This is a genomic window from Roseovarius conchicola, assembly GCF_041403425.1.
In the GTDB taxonomy this organism is placed as follows: domain Bacteria; phylum Pseudomonadota; class Alphaproteobacteria; order Rhodobacterales; family Rhodobacteraceae; genus Roseovarius; species Roseovarius conchicola.
Genome location: NZ_JBGEHK010000013.1, coordinates 58,440 through 70,298 on the forward strand (window position 1 = coordinate 58,440; position 11,859 = coordinate 70,298).

The 11,859-nt window shown below is 59.4% G+C and carries 10 protein-coding genes; 9 read left to right on the forward strand and 1 reads right to left on the reverse strand.

Translation table 11 applies throughout. The annotated features are described in order from the left end of the window. Positions 1-37: 37 nt before the first annotated feature. Positions 38-850, reverse strand: coding sequence for a helix-turn-helix domain-containing protein (locus V6N02_RS21445; RefSeq protein ID WP_371229449.1), 813 nt, complete (start codon positions 848-850; stop codon positions 38-40). A 180-nt stretch (positions 851-1,030) separates the two neighbouring features. Here V6N02_RS21445 and V6N02_RS21450 point away from each other — a divergent pair, with 180 nt between their 5' ends. From V6N02_RS21450 to V6N02_RS21490, 9 genes are all read left to right on the forward strand, one after another. Continuing rightward, on the forward strand, positions 1,031-2,566 hold the full coding sequence (locus V6N02_RS21450; protein WP_371229451.1) for an ABC transporter substrate-binding protein: 1,536 nt from the start codon (positions 1,031-1,033) through the stop codon (positions 2,564-2,566). 70 nt (positions 2,567-2,636) lie between these two features. Continuing rightward, positions 2,637-4,682, forward strand: coding sequence for a CocE/NonD family hydrolase (locus V6N02_RS21455; RefSeq protein ID WP_371229453.1), 2,046 nt, complete (start codon positions 2,637-2,639; stop codon positions 4,680-4,682). Between the two features lie 24 nt (positions 4,683-4,706). Then, on the forward strand, positions 4,707-5,642 hold the full coding sequence (locus V6N02_RS21460) for an ABC transporter permease (protein ID WP_371229456.1): 936 nt from the start codon (positions 4,707-4,709) through the stop codon (positions 5,640-5,642). Beyond that, entirely contained in the window at positions 5,642-6,511 is an 870-nt protein-coding gene (locus tag V6N02_RS21465) for an ABC transporter permease (RefSeq protein WP_371229459.1), read from the forward strand. The genes V6N02_RS21460 and V6N02_RS21465 overlap by 1 nt, the downstream gene beginning before the upstream one ends. A gap of 7 nt (positions 6,512-6,518) precedes the next feature. Next, complete coding sequence (locus tag V6N02_RS21470; protein ID WP_371229461.1) at positions 6,519-8,204, forward strand: dipeptide ABC transporter ATP-binding protein; 1,686 nt, start codon at positions 6,519-6,521, stop codon at positions 8,202-8,204. A 479-nt stretch (positions 8,205-8,683) separates the two neighbouring features. Then, the gene (gene rpsL / locus V6N02_RS21475) at positions 8,684-9,055 is read left to right on the forward strand and encodes a 30S ribosomal protein S12 (protein ID WP_085807572.1); all 372 of its coding nucleotides are present in this window, start codon (positions 8,684-8,686) and stop codon (positions 9,053-9,055) included. Positions 9,056-9,067: 12 nt separating this feature from the next. Then, entirely contained in the window at positions 9,068-9,538 is a 471-nt protein-coding gene (gene rpsG / locus V6N02_RS21480; RefSeq protein WP_371229465.1) for a 30S ribosomal protein S7, read from the forward strand. Between the two features lie 21 nt (positions 9,539-9,559). Beyond that, the gene (fusA, locus tag V6N02_RS21485; protein WP_371229468.1) at positions 9,560-11,677 is read left to right on the forward strand and encodes an elongation factor G; all 2,118 of its coding nucleotides are present in this window, start codon (positions 9,560-9,562) and stop codon (positions 11,675-11,677) included. A 90-nt stretch (positions 11,678-11,767) separates the two neighbouring features. Next, positions 11,768-11,859: GTP-binding protein (locus V6N02_RS21490; protein ID WP_143163231.1), on the forward strand; the 92-nt coding region annotated here is incomplete at its 3' end.

The window sequence follows — 11,859 nt, forward strand, 5'->3', positions numbered from 1 at the left end:
CAAACCTGCTTGAAGACTGATGTCTCGTCGCCGGGCATCAGGTTACATCGCCACTTGGACGGAACGATGTTTCATTGGGATGCATCTGGTTTGAAATGCGGTCCCGGATGTATTTCGATATTTCAGGAGACTCCACGCCGAATGTGCCACAGCCCGCCAAGGCAGAGCGCAGATCGATCTCCCGGCCCAGGAAGTTATAGATGATCCGGTAGCAGGCGATGTCACGCACGGAATCTGTCGCGATTCCCATGGTCAGGCCTGAGAGATACTTGGATGATTTCAGATCTGTGGCATAGACCACTGTCTGCCAAATGCGTTGGCCTGTAAATTTCTCTTTCTCGTAGATGAAGAGCCTCTCGGCATTGTAGAGCGCCACGCCTTCATACTTGCTGACCTCCGCCGCGCCGTCGCTGTTCTCAGGATAGCGTTCGAAGTTTTGAGTAAGGATAGCGCCGCGGTGATCGTAGATGTGGATAAGCGCCCGGATGATCCTGTCCGGCATATTGCCGATGATAAAATGCGTATAGTAATAGCCGAGATAGGGCCTGATTTCACGATGTGACTGGGCATTGCTGTGAACGCTGGACGAAATGAAATCCTGCGACGGCAGCTTTTGACCGACGGATGGTGGCCGCAGGGCGATCAGTTCTTTGAATTTATCCGCTGGCATCAGCAGCTCGGTTTCCTCAACTCCGAAGAAGTCCGAGATTTTCCGGAAGCTGGCCAGGGATGGCGTGCTTTTGCCCGACAGATACTTGGTGAATTGCTGACGCGAGATGCCAATTGATCGACACACATATGAGACCGAAGGACAGTAGCTGCAGAGTAGTTTGAGGTTCTCAGGCAGCATTGATGGTGGGTCCTTACATCGCAGTAGCTGACAATAGGTGACGCATATAGTTTACAAGTCGCGTCAGATAATCGCAATGGTTTCGGTTGTTTGGGCGCATCGCCGTTTCTAACCTTGGGTCATCCGAGCCGCGCGCCACCTCCACGGCGCTTGCGCTCGAAGATCTGACAAGGGGGAAACATGTCCTATTCAAGAAATGCATTTCGGCTCGGTGTGGCATCCGCCGCACTTGCGCTGGTTGTGGCAGCAGCACCGGGGCCGGCAGCCCATGCCGCAGAACTCAAGGCCCAGGTCGAGGCCGACTTTGGCCAGCTTGACCCGGCCTTTTGGCAAAGCTCGGCCGATCTGAATCTGATCCATGCGGTTTTTCCCAAGCTGATCGAATTCGAAAACAGCGAAACCTGGGAATGGAAACTCTCTTCGGCCGAAAGCATCGAGCAGGTGGATGACCTGACCATCACGTTCACGCTGAAGCCGGGCCTGATGTGGACCAATGGCTATGGCGAAGTGACGGCGGAGGACGTGGAGTACTCGTTCGAGCGCTTTAAGAACGAAGACCTGGCCGCTCCGAATGCCGGGGACTGGGCACCGCTCAAAGATGTCGAGGTGGTCGATAAATACTCGGGCATCATCCATCTCAATGAACCCTTCGCGCCCGTCTGGTGGAGCACTTTGCCCTATGCCGCCGGTGCGATTATCAGCAAGAAAGCGACAGAAGAACAGGGTGGCAAATTCACGACCGACCCCAAAGCCACGGCTGGCCCCTACAGGATCGAGAGCTGGGATCAGGGGCAGCGCGCCGTTCTGGTGGCCCATTATGGCTGGAACGGTGACGCGCCGGGATATGACCGGGTCGAACTGATCCCGATCAACGACCCGAAAGCGGCAGAGGTTGCCTTCGGTGCCGGGCAGGTGGACATCGCCGGCGTGGCGATCAGTTCGGTGCCGGAAATCGAAGCGTCGCTGCCCGAGGATGAACGTCTCGAGGTGCGCCCCACTGCGGGATATCTCTGGCTGGGACTCAATGCCGAAAACCCGGACTTGCAGGACGCCAAGGTGCGCGAAGCCATCAAGCTGGCCATTGATGTCGAGGCCATCATCGAAGGTGCCTATTTCGGCATCCCGGATCGCTCAACCGGCCTTGTGGCGCCCGGCCTCGTTGGCCACAGAGAGATCGACATGCCCGCACGCGATGTTGCCGCGGCACAGGCCCTGATGGCCGAGGCGGGCGTAAGCTCACTCGATCTGGAACTGGAGCATCAGAACTCGACCGATGTGCAGACCGCGGCGCTGATCATCCAGGCCAACCTGGCCGAGATCGGCATCAATGTTCAGATCAACACGCATGAGACCGGCACGTTCTGGAGCCTTGGTGACGAAAAAGGCGCGAACATGCAGATGACACTGAAAGAGTTCACCAGCCCACCCGATCCGGCATGGTCCACCCAGTGGTTCCTTGAAGAGCAGGCGGGCATCTGGAACTGGGAATGGTTCAAGAGCGATGATTTCGAGAAGCTTCACTATGCCGCCATGGCCGAGGTCGATCTGGAAAAGCGCGCGCAGATGTATACCCAGATGCAGGAATTGATGGATGCGTCGCATTCCTACATCTGGCTGATCCATCCGCCGGTGTCGCTGATCCACAAAGCGTCGGTCGATCCGGGGCTCTATCCGAACGGCGATTACAAGCTGCAGGATTTCAAACCTGCAAATTAAGCCTCTCTAATGCAGTCCGGCGGGCAGTTGTGCCCGTCGGGTGCGGCTTCCTGATCTGTCCGAGGACCCCATGAAGTATGACAGCCTGACACCCGTTGAGGTGCCGACTTCCGATTTGCCTTACGATGTCGTGGATGAGGAAATCTATATCACCGTCTCGGACGGCACGCGTCTGGCAGCGCGCATCTGGCGGCCAATCGCGGATGACAATGAGACCTTTCCGGCGATACTTGAGTATATCCCTTACCGAAAGCGCGATGGTACGCGGACACGGGACGAGGAACAGCACGGTTATCTGGCTGGCCATGGCTATGTCTGCGCGCGTGTTGATATGCGCGGCTCGGGGGATTCCGAAGGCATCCAGATGGATGAGTATCTGCCGATTGAGCAGCAGGATGGTCTGGATGTGATTGACTGGCTGTCGCGACAAGGCTGGAGCAACGGCAATGTCGGAATGTTCGGTCTGTCCTGGGGCGGCATCACCTCGCTCCAGATGGCCAGCCATCGCCCTTCCGCGCTGAAAGCCATCATACCCGTTGGCGCATCGGACGATCGTTACTATGACGACGGCTGCTATTTCGTGGGCGGTCTGGCCGGTGAAACCGTGGGCTGGGGCGGCGTGATGTTCGGGTTCAACGGTCGCCCCCCCGATCCCGAGATTTTTGGCGATGGCTGGAGGGAGGCGTGGCTGAAACGCCTGGCCGAACCGCCGCTTTTCATGAAGACTTGGCTGGATCATCAGCAGCGCGACGACTATTGGCTGCAGGGCACGGTCTGCACGGATTACACGCGCATCGAGATCCCGGTTTACGCGATCTCCGGCTGGACCGATTGCTGGCCCAACACTGTGATGCGGCTGATGAAAAACCTCGGCTGTACCCGCAAAGGGCTGATCGGGCCGTGGGCGCATCTCTTTCCTGACCGGTCGTTGCCGGGGCCGGGGGTCAATTTCCTCGATGAAATGCTGCGCTGGTTCGACCGCTGGCTGAAAGGGATCGAGAACGGCATCGAGAAGGAACCGATGCTGACACTTTACCGGCAGGAAAACGTTTCGCCCGACCCCCGGCACGACTGGCGTGACGGCGTTTGGCTGGATGCGGACAGCTGGCCTGATGCGAGCCTTACCCACCGCGAGCTCTATCTCTCGCCCAAGGGCATTTCGGAGACACCGACCGACGGCGTGCTGTCGGTCAACTCTCCGCAATCCCTCGGCATGATGAGCGGCGATTACATGCCCCTCGACGCAGATACGCGCAAGGCGCAGATGCCGGGCGAACAGCGCGGCGAAGACGCAGGTGCCCTGTGTTTCGACCTGCCTGTGCGCGGCGAGCCTTTCGACATAATCGGGACCTGCGTCGCCGGGTTCGAGGTCAGCACCGATGCGGGCAACGGGTTACTGACCGTCCGCCTGTGTGATGTGTCGCCTGAGGGGTCATCCACCCTGATCACCTATGGCATCATGAACCTCGCACAACGCGATGGTCGCGAGGTGCAGGCCGATGTTCAGCCCGGCACACGGTATCGCGTGTCGTTGGAGCTGAACGATACCGCGCATCGCATTGCGCCCGGGCACAGGCTGCGTATCGCCGTTTCCAACGCGATGTTCCCGATGGCCTGGCCGGTCGCGGACAATCACACGCTGACGCTTCACCTGAACAAATGCAGACTGCTTGTGCCCCAGGCCAGATTGTTGGAAAGTGACGCAACACGCGTGATGTTCCAGCAACCGCGCGTCGCGCAGGCCGCCCCCGTCACGGTGCTGGAAACCGGCAGGCCCAGCCGGACCATCGAAGAAAATCTGAGCACCGGCAAGAAAAGCCTGACATTGCGCGAGGAGTTCGGACAGTATCATTTGGCCAGTGCAGACATCACTGTCTCCGGTTTCACTCAGGATCGGTTCGAGATCAGCGACCACGATGTCACGACGGCCCGTGCCGAGTATGACTTCCGGATGGGTTATGCACGCGAGGGATGGAATGTGGCCACCGAAGGCCACATGGTGATGACCTGTGATGCCGGGGCATTTTTCCTGCGTGGCGAGGTGCGCGCCATCGAAGAAGGACGGGAAATCTATCACCGTGAATGGGATGAGCGCATCCCCCGCAAGGGGTTCTGACGTGGCACCGAAGGGGGCAAACCGGTGATCGGCTACGCGGTGCAGCGCATACTTGTGGCGGTCCTGATCGTTCTTCTTGCCGTGACGACGCTGTTCGTGATGATCCAGTTTGTGCCGGGTGATCCGGCCAATGTGATGTTGGGTCCGCGCGCCACACCCGAGCTGAAAGAGGCGCTGCGTGAGCGGCTGCACCTGAATGACCCGTTCATCGTGCAGGTCTATCATTTCTTCATCGGCGTAATGCGAGGTGATCTGGGCGTTGATCTGACGTCGAACCGCCCGGTCCTCGGCATCCTGATCGAGCAGGTGCCCTATACCGCGTCGCTGGTGCTTTCTGTTTTGCTGATTGCCCTTCTGGGTATCCCCATCGGCACCTACGCCGCGGTCCATCGCGATGGGCTGTTCGATCAGGCCAGCGGCGTTGTGTCGGTGTCGCTGATCGCCATTCCGCCCATCGTGATCGGCCTTTACCTCATCCTGATCTTCTCGGTTCAGTTACAGTGGCTTCCGGCCATCGGTGCCGGTGAAGGGCCGGTGGAGCTTGTCCTTCATCTGATCCTGCCCACGCTGGCGATCGGGCTGACCTGGATTGGATATGTGTCGCGACTTGTCCGCGCCTCGGTGATCGAGGTGCTTGGTCAGAACCATGTCAAAACGGCCCGCGCCTTTGGCATCCCCGACCGCAGGATCATGCGGGCTTATGTTCTGCGCGTGGCACTTCCTGCCACGATCACGGTGCTGGGCGTCAGCATTGGCTTTATCCTGTCCAGCGCGGTGATCGTTGAAATCCTCTTTGCCCGCCCCGGGATCGGCAAGCTGATGTATGACGCTGTCATCAGCCGGAATTACCCCGTGGTCATGGGCACCGTGCTGGCCAGCACGCTGTTCATCGTCACGGCGACCACGATCGCGGATCTGCTGAACGTGATGCTTGACCCCCGTTCGAGAGAGACCGGCTGATGGCGCAGGGTGTCAGCCTTCGCAGCCGCCGTGCCCGTGTTGGCATCCTGCTGCGCAGCCTGTGCGGAACTCCACTAGGGGCGATCAGCCTGCTTATTGTCGTGGTCTTCTTTGCAGTCGGCATCACGGCTGACTTTATTGCACCCTACGACCCGGTGAAAATCGACATCCGCGCCAAGCTGCAGGGACCGTCGGCAGAGCACTGGCTGGGCACCGACCAGCTTGGCCGCGACGTCCTTTCCCGTCTCCTGGTCGGGACCAAAGTAGCGTGCTACCTCGCTGTCACGTCGGTGTCCATTGCGCTGGTCATTGGCATTGTCCTTGGAATGCTTGCGGCGTTTACCAGTCGCTGGATCGACTGGTCGATGTTGTTGGTCTTTGATACCGTGCGCTCTTTCCCCACGATCATGTTTGCCCTGACGGTGGTTGCGCTGTTCGGACCCAGCGTGAATTCAATCATAGCCATCGTGGTGATTTCCACGTTTCCCTCCTATGCGCGTCTGGTGCGCACGCAGGTCATGTCCTTGCGCACGGCCGAATTCATCGAAGCGCAGCGCGCCATGGGGGCCAGCACGGCGCGTATCCTGCTACGTCACATGCTGCCGAACGTGATCGGCCCCGTCATGATTGTCGCCAGCATGGATATCCCGCTGGTGATCGGGGTGGAGGCAGGGCTGAGCTTTCTCGGTCTCGGCGTGCGCCCGCCGACACCCAGCTGGGGTACGATCCTGAATGACGGTTTTTCCTTCATCCGCAACACGTCCTGGATCGTGATCGCGGGCGGTCTGCCGCTGATCTTCACCACGGTGGCCTTCACCACGCTTGGCGAACGGTTGCGCGATATCTTTGACCCGAAGCTGCGCAAATAGGTTTGTCATGAGCACACAGCCCCCTCTTGTCGACATCCGCGACCTGACCATCCGTTTCGGCCCTGTCGAGGCGGTCCGCTCGGTTACCATGCAGGTTGGCGCCGGGCGCATCATGGGGCTGGTGGGCGAAAGCGGATCGGGCAAATCCACCCTGGCCAATGCCATCATCGGTTTGCTGCCGCCTGCCGCAGAGATCACGCAGGGAACAATGGCGTTTGACGGACGGGATCTTCTGTCCCTGTCCGACCGTGACTGGCAGGGTTTACGCGGGCAGGGCATCTCCTACGTCTCGCAGGACCCGATGAGTGCCCTCAACCCGGCGCTGCGCATAGGTGAGCAGATGCTCGACATCCAGCACTGGAGTGACAGAGGCCGCTCTGAAAAGATGCAGATGGCGTTAAACGCTCTGGAACAGGTGAAGATGCCCCAGGCCAGGGCGCGGTTGAGCATGTATCCGCACGAGCTGTCCGGCGGGCAGAAACAGCGGGTCTGCATCGCCATGGCGATCATGGCGCGCCCGAAACTTCTGATCGCGGATGAGGCGACAACGGCGCTTGATGCCACGCTTGAGGTGGAGATCGTGAAACTGCTGAAAGACCTGCAGCGCGACATCGGCTGTGCGATGCTTTTCGTGACGCATCATCTGACGGTTGTGGAAGAGCTCTGTGACGATGTGACGGTCATGTATCATGGTGATGTTCGCGAGCACGGCGCCGTCCGGGACGTGTTCTCGGACCCGTCGGACAGTTACACGCGCAATCTGCTGTCCTGTGATCCCTCGCGTATCGCGGAGAAATGCCGCCGCCTTCCGATCATGTCGGATCTTGGCCTCAAATCCCCCGCGAACCCGGACAGCGACCGCGCCCGTATCGACCGCGCCGCAACGCCGCTTCTGTCCATACGCCACCTTGATGTCACCTTCCGGAAGCCGCGCGGCATAAGCGAACTTGTAAGCGGAACGCCCGCGCGCCGCATCGAAGCCGTCAAGGGCGCATCGCTTGATATCGCCCCCGGCGAAACACTTGCACTGATCGGTGAAAGCGGCTCGGGCAAATCGACACTGGCCCGCGCGGTGCTGCGCCTTGTCCCGGCCGAGCGTGGCGAGATTGAATTCGACGGCACCGATCTTCTGTCGATCAGCCAGGCCGAGATGCGCCCGTTCCGCAACGAGATGGCGATGATGCTGCAGGATCCGATCGGCAGCCTCAGCCCGCGAATGACCGTGGGAACATCAGTGATCGAGCCGCTGATCATATCGGGTCAGTCCAAGGGCAGGAACTTGCGCAGCGAAGCGATCAATCTTCTTAAGCTTGTCGGGCTCAGCCCGGATTTCGCAGATCGCTATCCGCACGAGATGTCCGGCGGACAGGCGCGGCGGGTCGGTGTGGCGCGCGCCCTGGCATTGCGCCCGAAACTGGTGATTGCCGATGAGCCTACGGCGGGGCTGGACGTGTCCATTCAGGGCGAAATCTTCAACCTGCTGGCCGAGCTGCGCGAGACCATGGCGCTGTCGATCCTGGTCATCACCCACAATCTGCATGTGGTGCGCCACCTGGCTGACCGAATGGCCATCATGTATCACGGCGAAATCGTTGAGACCGGCCTGACCGAAGAGGTCGTGCGGGCACCGCAACACACCTACACAAAGGTTTTGCTGGCAGCGAATCTGCAGGCGAAATTCGGCACCGGCTAGCATCCCGGGCCGATAGGGGTGTCACGGGGCGATATGCTGTGGCTTGCGCGGTTTCGAATTCGACTGAAACCCACCTGGCAGGGAGTGCCGTCATTCAACTGTCCTGCAGCATTCGACATCCGGACCCGACGCAGGCATAACACCGCCCGGATGACAGGGGCCGTGATTTCAGATCTTGAATGGAGCGTGTCCGCCTGTCGCCTGGCTCTCGCTGCCCGGCGACTGTTGACAACGAATCCGACTCCCCCTATACGCGCCACATCTCGGTCAGGGGGTCGCCCCGGTGCCGATATCAGAACTGTAATGGACAAGATCCGGGCACCTTAATTCGCCCCGATCCTCTGGGAACCAGCCGCGTCGTTCACCTCGGAATGGGAACGATTGCGGTGCTTTCGCTTTGTGGACGCATAAAGCAGCGAAGATAAACCGCACGATGCTTCGTGCAAACACATGTGTTGAGAGACGGGAAAGAGACCGGAATGCCAACAATCCAACAGCTGATCCGCAAACCGCGGCAGCCCAAAGTACGAGCCACGAAATCCCTGCACCTGCAGGGTTGCCCGCAAAAACGCGGCGTGTGCACACGCGTCTACACCACGACGCCGAAGAAACCCAACTCGGCCATGCGGAAGGTCGCCAAAGTGCGCCTGACCAACGGGTTCGAGGTGATCAGCTATATCCCGGGCGAAAGCCACAACCTTCAGGAACACTCGGTGGTTCTGATCCGTGGCGGCCGGGTAAAAGACCTTCCCGGTGTGCGTTACCACATCCTGCGCGGCGTTCTGGATACGCAAGGCGTCAAGGATCGTAAGCAACGTCGTTCGAAATACGGCGCCAAGCGTCCCAAGTAAGGAGATCGGTAGATGTCACGTCGTCACGCCGCAGAAAAACGCGAAGTCCTGCCCGACGCCAAGTTCGGCGACCGCGTTCTGACCAAATTTATGAACAACCTGATGATCGACGGCAAGAAATCTGTCGCCGAGAAAATCGTCTATAACGCGCTGGACCGCGTCGAAGACAAAATCAAGCGCGCGCCGCTTGAGGTTTTCCACGAGGCGCTGGACAACATCCAGCCTTCCGTCGAGGTTCGCTCGCGCCGCGTTGGCGGTGCCACCTATCAGGTGCCCGTCGAAGTTCGCCCCGAGCGCCGTCAGGCCCTGGCCATTCGCTGGCTGATCACCGCCTCGCGCGGTCGCAATGAGAACACCATGGAAGAACGCCTTGCCGGTGAACTTCTGGACGCTGTGAACTCGCGCGGCTCGGCCGTGAAAAAACGCGAAGACACTCACAAGATGGCCGAGGCAAACAAAGCCTTCAGCCATTACCGCTGGTAAACCCTTAGAGGCAAGAAACCCATGGCACGCGAATATCCGCTCGAGCTTTACCGTAACTTCGGCATCATGGCCCATATCGACGCAGGCAAGACCACCTGCTCGGAACGGATCCTGTATTACACCGGCAAATCCCACAACATCGGTGAGGTGCACGATGGTGCGGCCACCATGGACTGGATGGAGCAGGAGCAGGAACGCGGGATCACCATCACATCGGCTGCGACCACCACCTTCTGGGAACGCACCGAAGATGGCCAGAACGCCGACAGCCCTAAGCACCGCCTGAACATCATCGACACCCCCGGCCACGTGGACTTCACCATTGAAGTTGAGCGTTCGTTGGCGGTTCTCGATGGTGCCGTTTGTGTTCTGGACGCCAACGCCGGTGTCGAGCCGCAAACCGAAACCGTCTGGCGTCAGGCCGACCGGTACAAAGTGCCGCGCATGGTCTTCGTCAACAAGATGGACAAGATCGGCGCCGATTTCTTCAACTGTGTGAAGATGATCGAAGAGCGCACCGGCGCAACTGCTGTTCCCGTCGGTATCCCGATCGGGGCCGAAACCGAGCTGGAAGGCCTGGTTGACCTCGTCACCATGGAAGAGTGGCTGTGGCAAGGCGAAGATCTGGGCGCGTCCTGGGTCAAAGCCCCCATCCGTGACAGCCTCAAGGACATGGCGGATGAATGGCGCGGCAAGATGATCGAAGCGGCCGTCGAAATGGACGACGACGCGATGATGGAATACCTGGAAGGCAACGAGCCCGACGTGCCGACCCTGCGCAAACTGCTGCGCAAGGGCACGCTGGAAATTGCGTTTGTGCCGGTTCTGGGTGGCTCTGCCTTTAAAAACAAAGGTGTGCAGCCTCTGCTGAACGCTGTGATCGACTATCTGCCCAGCCCGCTGGACGTTGTCGATTACATGGGCTTCAAACCCGGTGACGAAACCGAAACCCGTGACATCGCCCGCCGCGCGGATGATGACATGGCCTTCTCGGCGCTGGCGTTCAAAATCATGAACGACCCGTTTGTTGGCTCGCTGACCTTCACACGCATCTACTCGGGCGTGCTGAACAAGGGCGACACGCTTCTGAACTCGACCAAGGGCCGCAAAGAGCGCGTTGGCCGGATGATGATGATGCACTCCAACAACCGCGAGGAAATCACCGAAGCGTTTGCGGGTGACATCATCGCGCTGGCCGGTCTGAAAGACACCACAACCGGGGACACGCTGTGCGCGGTCAACGATCCGGTGGTTCTGGAAACCATGACTTTCCCCGATCCCGTGATCGAGATCGCCGTGGAACCCAAGACCAAGAACGACCAGGAAAAAATGTCGCAAGGCCTGCAGCGCCTGGCCGCAGAAGACCCCTCCTTCCGTGTGGAAACTGACCTGGAATCCGGTCAGACCATCATGAAAGGCATGGGCGAACTGCATCTCGACATCCTGGTGGATCGCCTGAAGCGTGAATTCAAGGTCGAGGCCAATATCGGTGCCCCGCAGGTTGCTTATCGCGAGACCATTTCGCACGAGATCGAGCACACCTATACCCACAAGAAACAGTCGGGTGGGTCTGGTCAGTTCGCCGAGGTGAAAATGATCATCTCGCCGACAGAAGCGGGCGAAGGCTATTCGTTTGAGTCGCGCATCGTTGGCGGTGCCGTGCCCAAGGAATACATCCCGGGCGTTGAAAAAGGCATCGAGTCTGTCATGGACAGCGGTCCTCTGGCCGGCTTCCCCGTGATCGACTTCAAGGTGGCGCTGATCGACGGTAAGTTCCACGATGTGGACTCCTCGGTCATGGCGTTCGAAATCGCGGCACGGATGGGCATGCGCGAAGGTCTGAAAAAGGCCGGTGCGAAGCTGCTCGAGCCGGTCATGAAGGTCGAAGTGATTACGCCGGAAGAATATACCGGTGGCATCATCGGCGATCTGACATCGCGTCGTGGCCAGGTGTCTGGTCAGGAACCGCGCGGCAACGCCATCGCGATCAACGCCAACGTTCCGCTGGCCAACATGTTCGGCTATATCAACACGCTGCGTTCCATGTCTTCGGGCCGCGCCCAGTTCACGATGCAGTTCTCGCATTACGATCCGGTGCCGCAGAACATCAGCGAAGAGATCCAGTCGAAATACGCATAACCCGGGTGGCGGGATGATGTCCCGCCCTACCCATCACCGTAGGGTGGGGTTTGACCCCACCGCCCAGACAAAGAAAGAGGAGCCACTATCATGGCAAAGGAAAAGTTTGATCGCTCAAAGCCGCATGTGAACATCGGCACGATTGGGCATGTTGACCACGGCAAGACGACGCTGACGGCTGC

Bases quoted from the DNA above. Each gene is read 5' to 3' on its own strand.
- V6N02_RS21445 (WP_371229449.1), bottom strand. From the start codon at position 850: ATGCTGCCTGAGAACCTCAAACTACTCTGCAGCTACTGTCCTTCGGTC.
- V6N02_RS21450 (WP_371229451.1), top strand. From the start codon at position 1,031: ATGTCCTATTCAAGAAATGCATTTCGGCTCGGTGTGGCATCCGCCGCA.
- V6N02_RS21455 (WP_371229453.1), top strand. From the start codon at position 2,637: ATGAAGTATGACAGCCTGACACCCGTTGAGGTGCCGACTTCCGATTTG.
- V6N02_RS21465 (WP_371229459.1), top strand. From the start codon at position 5,642: ATGGCGCAGGGTGTCAGCCTTCGCAGCCGCCGTGCCCGTGTTGGCATC.
- V6N02_RS21470 (WP_371229461.1), top strand. From the start codon at position 6,519: ATGAGCACACAGCCCCCTCTTGTCGACATCCGCGACCTGACCATCCGT.
- rpsL (WP_085807572.1), top strand. From the start codon at position 8,684: ATGCCAACAATCCAACAGCTGATCCGCAAACCGCGGCAGCCCAAAGTA.
- rpsG (WP_371229465.1), top strand. From the start codon at position 9,068: ATGTCACGTCGTCACGCCGCAGAAAAACGCGAAGTCCTGCCCGACGCC.
- fusA (WP_371229468.1), top strand. From the start codon at position 9,560: ATGGCACGCGAATATCCGCTCGAGCTTTACCGTAACTTCGGCATCATG.